General features: G+C 42.6%; 20 protein-coding genes and 1 pseudogene. 7 read left to right on the top strand and 14 right to left on the bottom strand.

Translation table 11 applies throughout. From position 1 onward, the window contains the following. Positions 1–58: 58 nt before the first annotated feature. Both NSU13_RS04245 and NSU13_RS04240 read left to right on the top strand, forming a co-directional pair. Complete coding sequence (locus NSU13_RS04245; RefSeq protein WP_061110603.1) at positions 59–1,354, top strand: glutamate-1-semialdehyde 2,1-aminomutase; 1,296 nt, start codon at positions 59–61, stop codon at positions 1,352–1,354. A 247-nt stretch (positions 1,355–1,601) separates the two neighbouring features. Continuing rightward, positions 1,602–2,675, top strand: coding sequence for an aromatic acid exporter family protein (locus NSU13_RS04240; RefSeq protein ID WP_034284217.1), 1,074 nt, complete (start codon positions 1,602–1,604; stop codon positions 2,673–2,675). A gap of 222 nt (positions 2,676–2,897) precedes the next feature. On the opposite strand, the gene NSU13_RS04235 is transcribed toward NSU13_RS04240, so the two are convergent. The 10 genes and pseudogenes from NSU13_RS04235 to fabL all read right to left on the bottom strand — a co-directional run bounded on the left by NSU13_RS04235 (position 2,898) and on the right by fabL (position 12,447). Beyond that, positions 2,898–3,794 (bottom strand): ABC transporter permease, encoded by an 897-nt coding sequence (locus NSU13_RS04235; protein WP_025093464.1) that lies wholly within the window; start codon positions 3,792–3,794, stop codon positions 2,898–2,900. 17 nt (positions 3,795–3,811) lie between these two features. Continuing rightward, positions 3,812–4,813 (bottom strand): ABC transporter permease, encoded by a 1,002-nt coding sequence (locus NSU13_RS04230; protein ID WP_061110605.1) that lies wholly within the window; start codon positions 4,811–4,813, stop codon positions 3,812–3,814. A 61-nt stretch (positions 4,814–4,874) separates the two neighbouring features. Next, positions 4,875–6,461 (bottom strand): ABC transporter substrate-binding protein, encoded by a 1,587-nt coding sequence (locus NSU13_RS04225; RefSeq protein WP_061110602.1) that lies wholly within the window; start codon positions 6,459–6,461, stop codon positions 4,875–4,877. Beyond that, entirely contained in the window at positions 6,436–7,413 is a 978-nt protein-coding gene (locus NSU13_RS04220) for an ABC transporter ATP-binding protein (RefSeq protein WP_120208556.1), read from the bottom strand. Before NSU13_RS04220 ends, NSU13_RS04225 begins: the two co-directional genes overlap by 26 nt. Then, positions 7,382–8,404 (bottom strand): ABC transporter ATP-binding protein, encoded by a 1,023-nt coding sequence (locus NSU13_RS04215; RefSeq protein WP_326135430.1) that lies wholly within the window; start codon positions 8,402–8,404, stop codon positions 7,382–7,384. Before NSU13_RS04215 ends, NSU13_RS04220 begins: the two co-directional genes overlap by 32 nt. Before the next feature lie 111 nt (positions 8,405–8,515). Next, a complete protein-coding gene (locus NSU13_RS04210; RefSeq protein WP_034284209.1) occupies positions 8,516–10,258 on the bottom strand; it encodes an ABC transporter ATP-binding protein in 1,743 nt (580 codons plus the stop codon). A gap of 97 nt (positions 10,259–10,355) precedes the next feature. Next, positions 10,356–10,886 carry a DUF402 domain-containing protein gene (locus NSU13_RS04205; RefSeq protein WP_024425209.1) on the bottom strand — a complete coding sequence of 177 codons (531 nt, stop codon included), beginning with the start codon at positions 10,884–10,886 and terminating at the stop codon, positions 10,356–10,358. Positions 10,887–11,033: 147 nt separating this feature from the next. Further along, complete coding sequence (locus NSU13_RS04200) at positions 11,034–11,294, bottom strand: YgaB family protein (RefSeq protein ID WP_034284208.1); 261 nt, start codon at positions 11,292–11,294, stop codon at positions 11,034–11,036. Between the two features lie 175 nt (positions 11,295–11,469). Further along, positions 11,470–11,619 (bottom strand): annotated as a pseudogene (locus tag NSU13_RS04195) (gamma-type small acid-soluble spore protein); the annotation flags it as partial. A gap of 75 nt (positions 11,620–11,694) precedes the next feature. After that, positions 11,695–12,447 carry an enoyl-[acyl-carrier-protein] reductase FabL gene (fabL, locus tag NSU13_RS04190; RefSeq protein WP_024425211.1) on the bottom strand — a complete coding sequence of 251 codons (753 nt, stop codon included), beginning with the start codon at positions 12,445–12,447 and terminating at the stop codon, positions 11,695–11,697. A gap of 81 nt (positions 12,448–12,528) precedes the next feature. On the opposite strand from fabL, the gene NSU13_RS04185 reads away from it, so the two are divergent. Beyond that, a complete protein-coding gene (locus NSU13_RS04185) occupies positions 12,529–12,753 on the top strand; it encodes a hypothetical protein (RefSeq protein WP_003217808.1) in 225 nt (74 codons plus the stop codon). Here the strand turns inward: NSU13_RS04185 and mutY are convergent. Then, complete coding sequence (gene mutY / locus NSU13_RS04180) at positions 12,740–13,840, bottom strand: A/G-specific adenine glycosylase (protein WP_081124132.1); 1,101 nt, start codon at positions 13,838–13,840, stop codon at positions 12,740–12,742. The two genes, NSU13_RS04185 and mutY, sit on opposite strands and share 14 nt — an antisense overlap. Before the next feature lie 191 nt (positions 13,841–14,031). On the opposite strand from mutY, the gene NSU13_RS04175 reads away from it, so the two are divergent. Next, positions 14,032–15,012 carry a metal-dependent hydrolase gene (locus tag NSU13_RS04175; RefSeq protein WP_034623275.1) on the top strand — a complete coding sequence of 327 codons (981 nt, stop codon included), beginning with the start codon at positions 14,032–14,034 and terminating at the stop codon, positions 15,010–15,012. 25 nt (positions 15,013–15,037) lie between these two features. Here NSU13_RS04175 and rsoA read toward each other — a convergent pair whose 3' ends face one another. Next, complete coding sequence (rsoA, locus tag NSU13_RS04170) at positions 15,038–15,259, bottom strand: sigma-O factor regulator RsoA (protein ID WP_041087348.1); 222 nt, start codon at positions 15,257–15,259, stop codon at positions 15,038–15,040. Beyond that, a complete protein-coding gene (locus NSU13_RS04165) occupies positions 15,207–15,809 on the bottom strand; it encodes a sigma-70 family RNA polymerase sigma factor (protein WP_065215153.1) in 603 nt (200 codons plus the stop codon). Before NSU13_RS04165 ends, rsoA begins: the two co-directional genes overlap by 53 nt. A gap of 166 nt (positions 15,810–15,975) precedes the next feature. Here NSU13_RS04165 and NSU13_RS04160 point away from each other — a divergent pair, with 166 nt between their 5' ends. From NSU13_RS04160 to NSU13_RS04150, 3 genes are all read left to right on the top strand, one after another. After that, a complete protein-coding gene (locus tag NSU13_RS04160) occupies positions 15,976–16,140 on the top strand; it encodes a YvrJ family protein (protein ID WP_073204399.1) in 165 nt (54 codons plus the stop codon). A 94-nt stretch (positions 16,141–16,234) separates the two neighbouring features. Beyond that, entirely contained in the window at positions 16,235–17,398 is a 1,164-nt protein-coding gene (locus NSU13_RS04155) for an oxalate decarboxylase family bicupin (protein ID WP_065215152.1), read from the top strand. 69 nt (positions 17,399–17,467) lie between these two features. Next, a complete protein-coding gene (locus NSU13_RS04150; RefSeq protein ID WP_081279494.1) occupies positions 17,468–17,887 on the top strand; it encodes a regulatory YrvL family protein in 420 nt (139 codons plus the stop codon). Here the strand turns inward: NSU13_RS04150 and NSU13_RS04145 are convergent. After that, positions 17,796–18,326, bottom strand: coding sequence for a DinB family protein (locus NSU13_RS04145; protein WP_342489885.1), 531 nt, complete (start codon positions 18,324–18,326; stop codon positions 17,796–17,798). The genes NSU13_RS04150 and NSU13_RS04145 overlap by 92 nt on opposite strands. Positions 18,327–18,493: the final 167 nt, after the last annotated feature.

Raw genomic sequence — 18,493 nt, 5'->3', positions numbered from 1 at the left:
GCATCGGCATGTTAAAATAATGTTAGACGACGTGATACGTTGAGATAGGAGGCTATTTATGAAATTCACAGAATCAGAAAAATTACATCAAGAGGCGCTGGAGCACATTGTTGGAGGTGTCAACAGCCCGTCTCGTTCATATAAGGCAGTAGGCGGCGGTTCACCCGTTGCGATGGAAAGAGGAGAAGGCGCTTATTTTTGGGATGTTGACGGAAACCGCTATATTGACTATCTAGCAGCATACGGTCCAATTATTACAGGACATGCCCACCCGCATATTACAAAAGCCATCACGAAAGCGGCTGAAACAGGTGTCCTTTACGGAACACCAACGAAGCATGAAGTCACTTTTGCTAAAATGCTGAAGGAAGCCATGCCTGCTTTGGACAAAGTTCGTTTTGTCAATTCAGGTACAGAAGCGGTGATGACAACGATTCGAGTGGCTCGCGCATATACAGGCAGAACAAAAATCATTAAGTTTGCCGGATGCTATCACGGCCACTCTGATCTTGTGCTTGTGGCAGCAGGCTCTGGTCCTTCCACTTTAGGAACACCTGATTCTGCGGGCGTACCAAAAAGTATCGCTAATGAAGTCATTACCGTTCCATTTAATGATATTGACAGCTATAAAGAAGCATTAGATCGCTGGGGTGATGAAGTAGCAGCTGTCCTTGTCGAGCCAATTGTCGGGAACTTCGGCATCGTAGAGCCTAAGGACGGTTTCCTGCAGCAGGTCAATGACCTCACACATGAAAAAGGCGCACTGGTGATTTATGATGAAGTCATTACCGCTTTCCGCTTTATGTATGGCGGTGCACAGGACTTGCTTCAAGTAAAACCTGACCTCACTGCATTAGGAAAAATTATTGGCGGCGGACTTCCTATCGGCGCTTACGGCGGTAAAAAAGAAATTATGGAACAAGTTGCCCCGCTTGGACCAGCCTATCAAGCTGGCACAATGGCAGGAAATCCTGCATCCATTCTTTCAGGTATTGCCTGCTTGGAAGTGTTAAAAGAAGACGGTGTTTACGAGCGTCTTGATCAGCTTGGCTCTATGTTAGAAGAAGGCATTTTAGCCCATGCCAAAAAGCATCAAGTAAATATTACAGTGAATCGCTTAAAAGGAGCGCTCACAATTTATTTCACAACAGAAACGATTGTGAACTACGAGCAGGCTGAAAATACGGATGGAGAAATGTTTGCCCGTTTCTTCAAATTAATGCTCGCCCAAGGCATTAACCTCGCTCCTTCTAAATATGAAGCTTGGTTCTTAACGATCGCACATACTGAAAAAGATATTTCTGAGACGCTAAAAGCAGTAGATCATGCATTTGCACAGCTAAAACAATCATAATGAAGTCCAAAACAGGCGTAAAAACATGCGCCTGTTTTTTTATTTACCAACTCTTGTTTGTCAAAAGCGTGCGAATCTGTTACATTTCTTCTCAATACCTTCTTTAGATGTTTTCATGAACTTTCAAAAATCACTTGAATATTTCGGAAGACCGCTGTATATTACTTAGTTGTTTCATCAAAATATGAATGATAAATGACGAGTGATCATCTATTATCGAAAAGAAAGGAATGCAGGGACAAAACCAATGAAACTTGGAGCCCGTATTTTAAAAACTGGTATTGCCATTGTACTCGCGCTTTACCTGGCAACATGGCTTGGGTTGCCAACGCCCGTCTTCGCGGGAATTGCAGCTGTATTTGCTATCCAGCCATCAATTTATCGATCTTTTTTAACCATTGTTGATCAAGTGCAAGCCAATATTATTGGAGCAGCGCTTGCCATTACGTTCGGTCTGCTTTTTGGCACAGGACCAGTCATTATCGGTTTAACCGCCGTCATGGTCATCGCCATTAATTTAAAGCTGAAGATTGAACACACGATTCCGATTGCACTTGTAACCGTCATCGCGATTTTAGAAAGTGCAGGGGATCATTTCCTTTCCTTTGCCCTAATCCGAACAGCTACTGTGGTGTTAGGAGTTCTTTCTTCATTTTTAGTGAATTTAATCTTCCTGCCGCCAAAATATGAAACAAAGCTTGTTCATCACATTATGGAAAATACGGAGGAGATTTTAAAATGGATCCGTCTGAGCTCCAGACAGTCTACTGATCATTCCACATTAAAGGATGACATCGATCAAATAAAAGAACGCATGATCAAATTAGATCATATTTACTTGCTATACAAAGAAGAACGAAGCTATTTAAAGAAAACCACGTATGTCAAATCAAGAAAGCTTGTTTTGTTCAGGCAGGCCATTATGACATCGAATCGCGCTCTGTATTTGCTGAAAAAGCTTCATAAATTAGAAAATGAAATTCATTTGATGCCAGAGCATTTCAGGGAAAGCTTAACGGATGAAATTGATTATTTATTGTATTGGCATGAGCGCACCTTGATGAAATTCGTCGGAAAAATGAAGCCGCAGGACGATGAATTTCAAAATGAATGCTCTCTTCGCCTTGAGACGTTAACGAAATCATTTATTCAGCATCAGCAAAACCAAGAAAACGACTTGCTCGATTACAATATGCTGAATGTCATGTCCAGCATCATCGAATACCGTGATGAATTAGAGCATTTAGATACATTGATTACAAGCTTCCAGACGTATCACCCAAAAGATAGTGAAATTGAGACAGAAGAAAAAGAAGCATAAACAGAAAAGACCGATTCCTAGAATCGGTCTTAAATTGTTGACAAAGAGCTAAAATGATCTTGATTTTAGCTCTTTGTCATCTTTTCAGCGTGACCTGAAAACCTTTGCAGTCTAGGAAGAACGAGGAGCGGAGCGAATTGGTATTCGTGAGCACCGGCACGCAGGACTGACACCGAATGCGAGGGTTTGCCTGCGCGCTGAGACCGATTCTGAGAATCGGTCTTATTTTATTTTCTTCATTTTAGGATCTAGTGTATCTCTTAATCCATCCCCCATCAGGTTAAAGCCTAGAACCGTCAGCATGATCGCTATCCCTGGGAAGAATAATGTCCAAGGGGCTTGAACGAGATAAGGTCTCGCATCGGCGAGCATTTTCCCCCATTCTGGACTTGGCGCCTGTGCACCTAACCCTAAAAAGCCTAAAGCGGCTGCCTCAATAATTGCGGTTCCGATTGCTAGCGTTGCCTGTACGATGACTGGCACCATACTATTTGGCAGAATGTGACGCAGTACGATGCGGCGGTGTGACATCCCCACCGCCTTTGCTGCCAGCACGTATTCTTCTTGTTTAATACTCAGCACTTTTGAACGAACGAGCCGTCCAAAGGTTGGGACATTAATAATCGCAATGGCAATAAGGGCATTTTGTAAGGAGGGGCCTAGAATGGAGACAATAGCAATCGCTAATAGAATGCTAGGAAAAGCAAGTAAAATATCAAACAATCTAGAGATCACAGCATCTAGCACTCTTCCGCCATAGCCTGCTATCAATCCAAGCAGTGTGCCTAAAATGACAGACCCGAGGACCGAGAAGAAGCCGACCCATAAGGAAATCCGTGCTCCATGCACAACTCTTGAAAATATATCTCTGCCGAAATCATCCGTACCAAACCAGTGTGCAGCTGAAGGGGCACTAAATCGCTCACCGAGTGATTGTTCATTGATTCCATAAGGAGCAATGAGCGGTGCAAAGATTGCTAGGATCAGAAATAAAAAGACAATCACACTGCCAATGACCGCCAGCTTATGCTGAAAGAACTGCTTCATTGATTCAAGAATCAATGATTGAGAGCGTTCATCTTTTGGCTGAGGTGGTTCAAGCTCTTTTTGTGCTTCCATATTGTCACTCTCCCTCCCTAATATTTAATCCTTGGATCAATGACCGCATACAAGATGTCCACAACGAAATTGATCAGGACAAATATAAGCGCAACGACAAGAATACCTGTTTGAATGACTGGGTAATCGCGATAACTGATGGCGTCATATATATACCGTCCGATTCCCGGCCAAGCAAAAATGGTTTCTGTTAAAATCGCTCCACCAAGCAAGAGGCCCGTCTGAAGACCAATAATCGTCAAGACCGGAATGAGCGCATTTTTCAGGCCATGCTGATAAATGATAAAAAATGAACGTACTCCTTTTGCTTTTGCTGTTCGAATAAAGTCGGAATGAAGCACTTCCAGCATACTTGCCCTTGTAATTCTCGCAATAATCGCAGCAGGAATTGTTGCGAGTGCTGTACTTGGTAAGATCAAATGCTTGATGCTGTCAGCGAATTGATCAAACCGGCCTTGCAAAAGCGTGTCCAGTGTATGAATATACGTGATCGACTCGACTGGATTCCTTACATCTTCTCGGCCTGTTGTCGGCAAAATACCTAATTCGATCGAGAACAGCCACTGCCCCATTAAGCCTAACCAGAAAATCGGCATGGACACTCCGATGAGTGCAATAAACATCGCGGCATAATCAAAGAAAGAATGCTTAAACCAAGCACTAATGATTCCGGCATTCACTCCCACCACAATCGCCAGCACCATGGCAAAAAAGGTCAATTCTAACGTCGCAAATAAGTAGGGCTTCATTTCCTGGGCAATAGCCGCTCCTGTTCGAATGGAAGTTCCTAAATCCCCTTTTAAAAGGCCAAGCATATAATGACCGTATTGAACGTACCATGGCTGATCTAAACCGAGCTGGATCGTTAATTGTTCTACTGCCTCTTTCGTTGCCCGCTGTCCTAAGATGACCTGCGCTGGATTTCCAGGTATAAAACGAATAATTGAAAACACGACCAATGTCATTCCGATGAGTACTGGGATGAGCATTCCTGCCCGCTTCATACAATAAGCAAACAAACAGCTTTCACCGCCTTTTTCTTTGTTTGAATCAGGGAGATACAAGATCTCCCTGATTTGCTTATTCGAAATACACGTCAGTTAAAGCTTCTGAACCAGTTGGATGCGGCTGATAGCCTTTTAAATCATTAGAAGCGGCAAGCATTGGAATCGAATGCACCAATGGAATCCAAGGCGCTTCGTCATGAATGATTTCCTGCGCTTTTTTATACAGCTCATTTCGTTTCTTTTGATCTGTGTCTGTTTGCGCTTCAATTAAAATGTCATGCATTTTATCATTTTCGAAGAATGTATAGTTGTTACCGCCAATGCTGTCTTTGTCCAGCAGAGTGTAGATGAAATTATCAGGATCGCCATTGTCCCCTGTCCAGCCTAATAAGAACACATCTGCTTCCCCTTTACTTGCTTTATCTAAGTAGGTTGCCCAGTCATATGTCACAATTTCTGCTTTGACGCCGACCTTTTCAAAATTTGACTGAATGACTTCTGCTACCTTCATTCCATCTGGCATGTATGGACGCGGTACAGGCATTGCCCAAAGCTTGATGCGAAAGCCGTCAGGGAAGCCCGCTTGTTTTAATAGTTCTTTCGCTTTTTCTGGATCATACGGATATGGCTCAATGTCGTCATTGTAGCCTTCTAAAGCTGGCGGCAATGGATTTTTTGCTGGCTCAGCAAGTCCGCCATAAAATGACTCAATAATCGATTCTTTATCGACCGCATAATTGAGTGCCTGACGAACGAGCTTGTTATCAAGCGGCTTTCTTGTGACAGTCAGTCCGATATAGCCTACGTTCATCGATGGTCTTTCAATGAGCTGGAGTGCTTTGTCGGTTTTAATGCCATCTAAATCTGACGGATTCACGCCATCCATTAAGTCGATCTCGCCTGTTTTAAGGGCATTTAAACGAGCAGAGTTTTCTGGAATGGAGCGGAAGATGATTTGATTCAGCTTTGGCTTATCCTTCTGCCAATAATCCTCGTTTTTTTCTAACACGATACGGTCGTTTTGCTTCCACTCTTTAAACTTGAATGGTCCTGTCCCCACTGGATTTTCTCTAAATGAATCGCCGCTTTTTTCAACAGCCGCTGGACTTGCGATGCCAAATGGTGACATAGCAATGTTTTTGAGGAATGTCGCCTGCGGGCGCTTTAGCTGAAATTCAATTTCATGCTCGCCTTTGACGATGATGTCTTTAATGACATGCCCTTTATCTTTTTTATAGCCGCCAAACATACCATAGTAAGGAAACTTTTCTGCGTCTCCATTCATCCAGCGCTCAAAATTGAATTTCACTGCTTCTGCGTTAAAGTCTGTGCCATCGTGGAATTTCACACCTTTTCTTAAGTAGAACGTGTATGACTTTCCGTCCTTTGCAACATCCCATTCTGTTGCGAGGCCAGGATGGATGGTCGTGTCTTTCTCACCGTAATTCAAGAGCTTTTCAAATATATTCTCTGTGACCTTGAAGGTTTCGCCTTCTGTTGTGGTGATTGGATCTAGTGAAGTGGAATCTCCTCCTCTGCCAAATACGAGGGTATCTTTTGTTGCCTTTTCTTCTGATGTCGGTGAAGATGAGCATCCCCCTAAAAAGAGCGCCAGTGCCAGCACAAAAATGAAACTACTGAATAACCATGTCTTCTTCATTGTGTTCCTCCTTTTGATATAAATAACACGCGGCTGCGTGCCCCGGTGCCTCCTCATACAAAGCAGGAACTGCTTTCAGGCATTTCTCCCATCTTTTTGGACACCTTTTGTAGAAAGGACAGCTGCCGCGTTCCGTCATTGGGGTCTCTTCTGCTGCCACATCTTGCGCCTCTAGTACGTGATCCATATGTGGAATGGATTTCAGAAGCAGCGACGTATAAGGATGAAGCGGGCTGTGAAACACATCTTCGGCAGGCCCCATCTCGACAATGCGCCCAGCATACATGACGGCGATCCGGTCGCTCATATATCTGACAACCCCAAGGTCGTGAGAAATAAACAGATACGTCAGAGAAAACGTCTTTTGCAATTCAAGCATCAAATTCAAAATTTGCGCTTGAACGGATACATCCAAAGCCGAAACTGGTTCATCGGCAATGACAAGACTTGGGTGCGTAATAAGTGCTCTAGCAATACCGATACGCTGCCTTTGCCCGCCGCTGAATTGATGCGCATAACGTTCTCCGTAGGAAGGATCAAATCCAACAATGTGCAGCATCTCTTTTACCCGTTTCCGTCTTTCTGCTTTCGTCCCATGCTGATGGACAATCAGTGGTTCCTCTAAAATATCTTTGATTTTCATTCTTGGATTTAAAGAAGCATATGGATCTTGAAAGATCATTTGAATGTCTTTTCTTAAGGAACGCATATCTCGTTCTTTTAGAAGGGTGATCTCCTGCCCTTTTAATTGAATAGAGCCTGACGTCGGTTCAGTCAATCTCATTAGGCTTTTGCCAAGTGTTGATTTCCCGCAGCCTGATTCACCAACAATGCCAAGCGTTTCTCCTTCCTTCACGTGAAAGGACACTTGATTTAAAGCCAAAGTCGATTGTTTATGTTTAGAAAAAAAAGCGGCTGTGTCATACCGTTTTGTCAGCTGATTCACTTGCAAAAGTGGGTGACTCAGTGTCTTCTCCTCCTTCCATTAGAAAACATGCCACGCGGTGATTCTGTTCAATGGATTGTAAGGCTGGATCTTTTTCAAGACATTGCGCCATTTGATATGGGCAGCGTGGTGCAAATTGACAGCCGGACCGGATGGCCCCTGGCTTAGGCACATGACCTGCAATAGAGATGAGCTTTTCTTTTTTCTCTTTAAACGATGGAACTGAGGCGAAAAGACCTTTCGTGTAGGGATGCAGAGGTTTTTGAAAAATACGGTCAACGGTTCCTTCTTCTACAATTCGACCGGCATACATAATCATGACTCGCTGGCATATTTGCCGCACGACACCTAGATCATGGGTAATAAATAAAATAGCAGTATTCATCTCTTCGTTCAGCTTTTTGAGCAGACGAAGGATTTGCGCTTGGATGGTTACATCAAGTGCAGTTGTCGGTTCATCAGCGATCATGAGCTTTGGGTGACAAAGCATTGCCATCGCAATCATGACTCGCTGGCGCATGCCGCCTGATAATTCGTGTGGATATTTTTTAAGTAACGATTCCGCTTGCTTCAACCCAACTGTTTGAAGAAGATCAATCGCCTTCGCTTTTGCTTCTTTCTGACCGATTGATTGATGTGTGAAAAGGGCTTCCGTCATTTGTTTGCCGATGGTCATTAATGGGTTCAGAGATGTCATAGGCTCTTGGAAAATCATTGAAATGTCATTTCCTCTTATCTCTCGCCACTGCTTCTCTGAAAGTGACAGCAGATTTTGCCCTTCGAAGTGAACCTCGCCCGTTGTATCGGTTTGCTGATTCAGTCCCATTAATGACATGCTTGTGATACTTTTCCCGCAGCCTGATTCACCCACAATCCCTAACGTTTCCCCTTTTTGAATCGAGAACGATATGTGATGGACGATGGGCACTTTTTGCTTTTTCTGCTGAAACGCAATGGACAGCTGTTTGACATCTAGCAGCACGTCTTGTTCTTTCACATATTCACCACCCCGTCATACTTTTTAAAATTGTATTGAGACAAGCTGGGAAATATGTCATGTTTTTGACAACATAAAAAAGCCTATCCGCTAGAATCGGATAGGCTTCTACTAATTTAAAGTTTGAATGGTAAATAAATGACGATAGTGGCTGTCTCGGTTCATTAATTCTTCGTGTGTTCCTTTTTCCACAATTTCGCCTTGTTCCATGACCACAATTTGGTCAGCATGTGTAATGGTTGATAATCTGTGTGCGACAATAAAGGTTGTGCGATCCTTCGCCAGCTTTTGCATCGCTTCTTGAATGTAATGCTCACTTTCTAAATCAAGTGCGGACGTCGCTTCGTCTAAAATCAAAAGCGGTGGATTTTTAAGAAATACCCTTGCAATGGAAATCCGCTGTTTTTGTCCACCTGACAGCTTCACGCCCCGTTCTCCTACTTTCGTGTCATATCCTTCAGGAAGAGACATAATAAAATCATGCGCATTTGCCGCTTTTGCAGCCGACACGATATTTTCAAAAGGTGCTTCAGGGTCACCAACCGCAATATTTTCTTTAATCGTGTCACTGAATAGGAATGTATCCTGCAGCACCATTCCGACTTGATTTCGAAGACTTCTTGCTTTGTACTCTTTGATATCAATGCCGTCAATTTCAAGTGACCCGTTTGTGACATCATAAAACCTTGGAATTAAGCTGACGAGTGTCGACTTCCCTCCACCGCTCATTCCTACAAGCGCAACCGTTTGTCCTTTTTCTACTTTCAAGGAGATATTGTGCAGAATCTCTTCCTGCGTGTGTTCATAACGAAACGACACATTTTTAAACTCTACCTCTCCTTTTAAATGATTGGCTTCTTTTGCATTCGGCCGGTCTGTGACCTCATATGGCTCATCAATAAACTCAAAGATCCGATCCATTGATGCCACCGACTGGGTTAAAGTCGTGGATGAGTTAATGAGACGGCGAATTGGATTGTACATCCGGTCAATATAGCCGACAAAGGCGATCATCGTCCCAATCGAAAGCGACCCGTTAATCACGGTGTAGCCAGCAAATGCAATGATTAACAGCGGTGCAATGTCAGTGATCGTATTGACGACGGCAAATGTTTTGGCGTTCCAATTCGTATGGTTGATTGCTTTGTTTAAGAAATTTTTGTTTTCATCATGAAAATTCTCTTGTTCATATTCTTCAATCGCAAAGCTGCGAATGACCGGCATTCCTTGTACCCGCTCATGCAGGTGCCCTTGCACTTCAGCCAGCGCCTGTGACCGCTCTTTTGTCAGCTTGCGAAGCCGTCCGTAAAAATACTTTACTGCAAACGCGTAGAGCGGAAAAATAATGACAGACACGATGGTGAGCTTCAGATCCAGTGTACACATAATGGCGATCACGATCAGTACGGTCATCATATCCAGCCAAATGTTCATGAGACCTGTGATTACAAATTCCTTTGTCTGCTCCACATCGTTGATCACTCTTGAAATAATTTCTCCTGTTCTCGTGTTGGCATAATAACGAAGACTTAGCTTTTGAATATGCGAGAACAGCTTCTCCCGAATATCAAACAATACCTTACTGCCTGTCCACTGTGCGTAGTATTGTCTATAGTATTCAACAGGCGGCCTCAACACTAAAAATAATACAAGCATGATTCCCATTATGATCAGTAGAGTTGATGTCTTTTCTTCAGCTGACCCCGAGCCTTGAATGACATCATCAATGACATACTTTAAAAGCAGAGGCAAGGTTAAGGGAATCGAGAACTTAATCATTCCGATGACCATTGTCAATGCAATCTGTTTTTTATACGGTGTTACAAAAGCCATGTAGCGTTTAATGACCCCCATGTAAATCTCCTTCCCAATCTATCAGTGCCTCTTATCCGTACGCAGTCAAAAACCTGTTAGCCTAAAAAAAGCCAAACAGGTTTTTTGATGCTCTTGCTTATTTTGTATAATGTAAAAAACGTTCATACCACATATCCACGAATTCAGGAGCAAACGGACCTTTCCGCTGGTGAATCCAATGCAGTAATGTATTCAGATGCTCTCTTAAGATACTATCGATTTCTTTTGGATAATTCATCTGCCTCTTATGATCTGCATATTCATCCTCATCCAAAATATTGTACGTCATGTCTGGAAAGACTTTGACGTCTAAATCGTAATCAATATACTTAATTGCCTCATCATCTGTCGCAAAAGGAGAGCTGATGTTGCAGTAATAATATACCCCATCATCTCTAAGCATCCCAATTACATTAAACCATTGTTTTGCATGGAAATAGCAAATAGCCGGTTCTCTCGTCATCCAAGTACGGCCGTCGGATTCAGTCACCATTGTACGGTCGTTTGCACCAATGATACACAATTCCGTTGCTTTCAGAATGGTGGTTTCATTCCAAATCCTGTGGATCAAGCCATTATGTTTATAGCTTTGAATTTGGATGGTTTCTCCTTCCTTGGGATAGCCCATATTTTCTCCCCTACTTTCTATAACAAACAAACCTAACAGTCCAAAGACCTAATTTCCCAACTAAACATGTCTCTATTATATTATACCGTTACATCATTAAAAAATGAAATGAAAAAGCCATTCAACCCAATTGAACGGCACACTGACTTACATCACGCTAGAACTCTTTTCCATCTGTTTATATGAGTTGATGACCTCTTCTGTCTGTTTTGTAAATAGGGTTTGCACTTTTTGCAGTTCCTCACGTTTCTGTTTGATCTGATCACAAAGCCTATGCCACTCTTCTTTTTTTTCATCCTGCTGCAATTGTTTTTCTGTTTCTAAGCATAGATCGAGTTCTCCCTGCACATCGAGCAGCTGATCCATGAGCTGCATTTGTTCTTTTACAAGCTGATCGAAATCAGACATCTAACTCCTCCCTTTTCATCGAATCCACTTTTTGTCTGTATACCATTTCTTGAAAGAAAGAAGAAATCCTTTGACTGTTTATGTAGAGGTTTTACAGGTTTTGTCGGATGGTGATGAGAGGCAAAAAAGAAAAGCACTTCATTCGTATATGAAGTGCTTTCCTTTGTTTCAGTGATTAGCTGTTTTGTTGTTTGTTTTGCTCAGCTTTTTGGTTGTATTTTTTTACTTGCTGTACGTCAGTCTCACTAGCAAATTCAGTACCAAATTGACCGCCTTGTGCAGAAGCTTGGTTTTGTTTCTTCACTTGTTGTGCGTTTGTTTTGTTTTGTTGTTGATCCATCATTATCACCTCCACGCACATTAATTTGTGCAGAAGGTGCAGATCCTATTCATGATTTTTTTAAACAAGCAAAGAACGTCCGCCATCCACAATAATCGTCTGGCCTCTAATCATGTCTGCTTTGCCTGATACAAGGAATTCCACGCTGTCGACCATGTCTTTAATTTCCACCATTCGGCCGGCAGGTGTGTTTTTCTTCGCATCTTCTAAAAGCTCTTCTCGGTTCGGGAAGTGCTTGAGTGCATCGGTATCGATCGCGCCGCCTGATACAGCGTTGACGACGATATTTTTTTGTGACAGCTCTACAGAAAGGTAACGTGTCAAAGCTTCTAGTGCTGCTTTTGATACGCCGACTACTGTGTAATTTTCAAGGTAGCGAATAGAGCCAAGAGAGCTAATGCTGACGATATGTCCGCCGCCATTTTTCTCCATTAGTTTCGCCGCTTCTTGTCCGCAAAATAACAAAGCTTTCGCATTGATATTCATCGTCCAGTCCCAATGATTTTCTTCAAGGTCCATAATTGGACGCTGAACACCTGATGCCGCGTTGTTCACAAATACATCTAAACGGCCAAAAGTTTCATCAATTTGTTGAAACATGTCTTTGATTTTCTCAGGCTGGCCTACATTGGCTTTCACAACCAATGTTTTAACGCCCATCGCTTCAATTTCTTCCGCTGTTTCAAGTGCGGCTTTTTTGCTTCTCGCATAGTTAATGACAATGTCATATCCTTTTTCAGCGAGGCGAAGGGCTACTTCTTTCCCTACTCCTCTGCTGCTTCCTGTAATTAATGCACATTTACGTTGACTCATTATGATTCATCTCCTGATTTGAATAGTTTTCGTTCATTCGCTTCACACTAATAGGAAAGTTTCTATTAGGAGGTTACATTCATGTATGTCGGACGCGATTTAAGCCAGCTTGGCATGATGTCCAAGGATCAATGGAAAGATACTGAGCTTGCTTACTTTCATCATGCTTTCCAACAAATTTTACCTTATTTGAATGAAGAAGGGCAATCTAAGTATCGAGAAATCATTTCTGAAATCGAAGACCGCGGGGGTCTGCACCGAAATGAAGCTGATTATACCCACGGTACAACGGTTAAATATGACTAGGCTGCTCAAGTGCCAGCTTCCAAATTTTTTGGTGTGAGACTGGCAAAGCATATGCCTCAAATTCTTCTATTGTGACTTTTTTCAGCTTCGTGTCATCAGATACAGAGGTAACTCGTCCAAAGAAAACAGAAATATTCCAGATGAGGTGGGTAAATACATGCTGAATGGTGCCTTCTAAATCACCAAGCTCCGCTTGTACACCCCCCTCCTCTTTTAAGAAATCAATGAGCTGCTCTTTTTCCGTTTTTCTTCCCTTCACGGTTTCCATATTAGGGAATTCCCATAAATTCGCAAGGAGGCCTGTACTTGGCCGCTTATGAATATATAGGTTGCCTGCGTCATCAAATAACACCGCTGCTGCCATTGATTTTGCAGTCGGCTTTTTCTTTTTGCTTTTCACTGGGAGCTCATGCTGAACGCCTTCCTCGAGTGCCGAACAATGCATGTTCACAGGGCAAATGAGGCAGGCAGGGGATGTTGGAGTGCAAATGAGCGCACCAAGCTCCATCAGCCCTTGATTAAATTCTGACGGCTTTTCCCGGGAAATGAGCTGATCGACCGCAAATTCGAAAATATTTCTCGTTTTTGGTTTTGCAATATCATCCCATATGGACAAAATACGAGAAATGACTCTCATCACGTTGCCGTCTACCGCAGGATACGGCTTGTTATAGGCAATACTCAGCACTGCGCCGCTCGTATATGGGCCTACACCTTTGAGCTTTGAAAATTGCTCTTTCGTATCAGGGACAATGCCACCGTAGGATTCATATACTTCTTTCACAGCTGCCTGTAAATTACGCACTCTTGAGTAGTAGCCAAGACCTTCCCATGCTTTCATGACCTTTTCTTCGTCAGCTAAAGCGAGATCCTTTACCGTCGGAAATTGCTCCATAAACCGGTTGAAGTACGGAATGACCGTATCTACTCTCGTTTGCTGAAGCATCACTTCTGATACCCAGACGCGGTATGGATCTTGATTTTCACGCCATGGTAATGTTCGTTGTTCTTTTTCATACCAATCAATTAGATCATGCTGAAAGCCCGCAATATCTTTGCGGTCCAGCTTTTCTTGAATGTCTTTCATATCTATACTCCTTCTCATTGGACCGAGGGCTAACGTTCTGAATAGAACCTTATTTGTTGTATACTGTTTGTAGATACGTTAACATGTTACATTAAATCGGGATAAAGCAAAAGTGATTTTGCACATAGTCTTGATTAGAGACGTATACTTTGTATGATTGTTCCTAAGCATGACAACTAGGAGGTAATCAATTGGACACTGGTACTCATGTAGTAATGGGCATTTCTCTTGGGGGACTTGCACTTTTAGATCCAGCCGTCAGCGCAGATCCACACATGGCACACGCCGTGATGATCGCGACCATCGCCGGCTCCCAAGCACCAGACATTGATACTGTGCTAAAACTAAAAAATAATGCGGTTTATATAAGAAATCACCGAGGATTTACACATTCCATTCCAGCTGTACTGTTTTGGTCATTGCTGATTCCGGCTGTGATTTTCCCATTTGTGCCTGGGGCGAATTTACTTCACCTCTGGTTATGGACACTATTAGCCGTTGTGCTTCACGTGTTTGTCGATATTTTCAATGCATACGGCACGCAGGCCATTCGTCCATTTTCGAAGAAATGGGTAGCACTTGGGATCATTAATACGTTTGATCCGTTTATCTTTTTTACACACCTTGTCGCCATTGTCGTTTGGGCGATTGGCGGACATCCCGGCTATACGTTTATTACGCTGTATGCCGTGATTTTCTGTTACTATATCGTCAGGGTCATCATGCAGCTTCAGATTAAACGTCAGCTGCGTGCACGATTCGATGAAATTGAAGAGATTATTATTTCGCCTACAATGAAGTTCAGACAATGGCGCATTGCTGTGAAATGCAAATCCTCTTTCCATGTTGGGCGCAGTATGAATGGAGAAGTCGTCATTTTAGACACCTTTAACCGTGTGCCGGTCCCTGATACTGAAATTATGAAAATTGCCAAACAAGATGAAAACATTTCAGCCTTTCTCTCCTTCTCCCCTGTCTACCGGTGGGAAGTGGATAAATACAAGGATCATTATGAGGTGCGGTTCATTGATTTGCGCTACCGCAGCAAAGGTCATTATCCTTTTGTCGCGATCTGCCATATCGACATGGACCACCAAATCAAAAATTCCTATACCGGCTGGATTTTCAGTGAAGAAAAACTGCAAAAAAAATTAAGACTCGGCTCTGTGTGAGCGAGTCTTTTTTTGTGCTTCACTCTTACAACTTCGTCATATATTCCACAATAAACTCCCAAAATCCAGGGCCTTCTTGGTAAATTAGCCGGTCTACTTTTTCGATGAGTTTGATATAGAGTTCTTGTTCGAGGTCTTCTCTTTCTTGATATGCCGTGTTTTGTAGTTTCTTTTTGATCATGGGTGTGAAGGTTTCAATGAGTTCTTCCATTTCTCCATTGGTCATTTTGTCTTCTTGCACGGACATCTCCCCCTGTTTCTTCTTTTAGTTTGTTGAGCGCTTTTTTGTGAATGTTTGAGATGTTTTGTCTTGTTTCGCCTAACTGATCGGCTATTTCCTTCATTGTTTGGCCTTCGACATAGATTTTGGTTAGGACCATTTTTTGTTTGTCTGTGAGCTGCTGGTAGGCCTTGTACAATGTTTGATTTTGCAGATGCTCCCCTAGGTCTTGCTGGTTGAAGAGCACGGCTTCATACGTATCTGTTTGAACAGGATCTTTCACTTCTTGCGTATCAGGATGATCGAGTATGAGCGGAAAACGCTGCTGTTTCTTTTTTACTCGTTTGTCAAAGTCGACTGAAAAGATGCGTATCATTGTGGAGATATACTTGATGATGCGGATTTTCTGATAGAACTGTTTGAACTCGGAATCTAGTTTTTTGGCATTTTCCTCGTTTGGCTCTTCCATGACTTGCCGGAGCAGCTGCTCGTTTTTCGGGTTGCTTAAAAACTGCTGAATGAGCGGGTGATCAATGATTTCTTTCCATTTTGCTTTCAATAACAGCCGATAATCCATGTGCATCCTCCCCTTTGTTCCCTCTACTAGCATTAAGTGGACAAAAGTTAAAAAAAGTAAACTTCGTGAAACGGGTCTAATGGTTCATTTTATCCCCCTCTACTTTCCTTTTTCTTCTTTCATACCACTTATATAGAAGACGAGCATCCGCTGGGAGGTGAGACAAATGGAGACCTTTTTTTCAGAGGAATGGCTGAAGCAACTCGGTCAGGCTGGCTTCCCTGCCATTTTGACGGTTTACTTGCTGACACGCTTTGAACGAAAGTTTGATGAATTAAGCAAGCTCATCCAACGATTAGTCGCTGCTCAAAAAAATGATGAATCAGATTGACATCTGCTTGATTCGTTTCACCTTATGAAAACGAGGGCGAAATGAAAGGCCTTTTGTCACCTCACACAATACGATGTTGAAAGGGGATTTTATCATGAGTGAAAAGCAAAATGGAATACCACAGCCGATTCGAGGAGAAAAAGGAGCAACGGTCAAAATTCCACGTAATCTCGAGCGGGACAGACAAAATCCAGATATGCTCACGCCGCCAGAAACCGATCATGGAACGGTCTCCAACCTGAAATATTCTTTTTCTGATACACACAATCGTTTAGAAAAAGGCGGCTATGCCCGAGAGGTAACAGTCCGCGAACTGCCGATCTCTAAAAGTCTTGCTTCTGTTAATATGCGGCTAAAGCCTGGTGCGATTCGAGAGCTTCATTGGCATAAGGAAGCGGAATGGGCGTACATGATTTATGGGGAAGCCCGGATTACATCGGTTGATGCAGAGGGGCGCAATTTTACAGAGGATGTGACTGAGGGTGATTTGTGGTACTTCCCTTCTGGCCTGCCGCACTCTATCCAAGCACTTGAACCGGGAGCTGAATTCTTGCTTGTGTTTGATGATGGGTCATTCTCAGAAAATAGTACGTTCCAAGTAACCGATTGGCTTGCCCATACGCCAGAGGAAGTCGTGCTTAAGAACTTCGGTATGACAAAAGAGCAGTTTGACAAGCTGCCAGAGAAAGAAAAGTATATTTTCCAAAAAGGAATTCCTGGTTCCCTTGAATGTGACAAGGTGAAAACAGAGCAAGGAGAAGTCCCGAATTCCTTTAAATATGAGCTGTTAAAACAGGAGCCGATTACGTCAAGCGGCGGACAAGTGTGGATTGCGGACTCTACCAATTTCAAAGCGTCTAAAACGATTGCATCCGCTCTTGTGAAAGTTGATCCAGGTGCCATTCGCGAGCTGCACTGGCATCCAAATACGGATGAATGGCAATATTTTATTTCTGGAAAGGCACGAATGACGGTATTTGCTTCTGATGGACATGCGAGAACCTTCAACTATCAGGCGGGAGACGTTGGCTATGTGCCATTTGCGATGGGGCATTATGTAGAAAATACAGGCGACGAACCGCTTTATTTCTTAGAAATCTTTAAGAGCGATCATTATGCAGACATTTCACTGAATCAGTGGCTTGCGGTCACACCGAAACAGCTTGTTCTTGATCATTTAGATCAAGGCGAAGATTTCTTAAAACTGCTTGATACTGAAAAACATCCTGTGATCGCTGCACTAAAAAAAGAGGATTAACATATAACTTCCTGCAAAAAGGCTGTCCTTTTTGCAGGTATCTTCATGTAAAGGAGTGTTTGTTCACCTATGCAGCAATCTGTTCACGCTTTATGGCAAGGGCTGAAATGGCTCATGGCGGCGTCGGCTGTCTGTTACATATTTTTGTTGTTTTGTGTGCTGTTCTTTCATTTAACGGGTGCTTTTTATCAATCGATTTTATCGATGCTTTTATTTATGGGCATCTATGTGATACTTGGGATATCCTTTGAGCATGTGGAGCATGTGCTCATGAGAGTTGTGAGAAAGTGCCGTTCCAAAAAATGCTCTATCGTTTTCTATGCCATTTCAATTCATCTTTTGTTTATTTGGGGTGCTGTCTATTTATCAGATGAATTGGTAGGCGGCATTTTACTGTCTACTTCTGAGGAAATTCTCTTTGCCCTAAGCATTTGGTTGTTTCATTTTTTGTTTGATTATGCGACGTTTTCGTTTGAGAAAGAAGCTTAGTGACTTGCTTCATATGATGGGTATCGTGCTCGATCAGCCCTTGGAAGTATCTTAATAACGTCAGCTTGGTTCGACCAATAAAAAAGGGTTCATTCCAGCGAGATGGTTCGATTTTCTTCATTTCTTGAAGTAATTCTGTTCTGACAGCAATAAATCGACCGATCGTCTCGCTTTTCTTTTCCTTTCTCGCTCTTTCAGCTGACTGTTGATTCATTTTGTGCACATCAGGTGCCTGCGGTAACGGCCGATCGTTCCAAAATTCCTTTAGTCGAGCCTTTAAAATAAATTCATCCCATGGAACGAAATGGGCGATAATTTCAACCGTACTCCATTTTCCATCAGCGATCGCTCTGCACCACTCTTCGTCTGTTACTTCCATAAGCGATTTTGCCCATTCAATGGAGTGTTCATAGTGTTGTATCACGGTGTCTTTGTTCATGTTTTGTTATCCTCCTGAGGTTTATTTTAACTTTATTTAAAAGAAGCTGATCAGAAATTGGAAGGGTTCATCCTTGCGATATTATTTAAAACATATTATGATATACTTTAATTACCAAATGAAAAGGGGGAATTGTCATACGCTGTCCTACATGAAAAAGCCTATTT

It is taken from the genome of Bacillus sp. FSL M8-0049 (genome assembly GCF_038593355.1).
Taxonomy (GTDB): domain Bacteria; phylum Bacillota; class Bacilli; order Bacillales; family Bacillaceae; genus Bacillus; species Bacillus safensis.
Note: the sequence above shows the minus strand (reverse complement) of the source record. Positions and strands in the feature narration are given on the sequence as shown.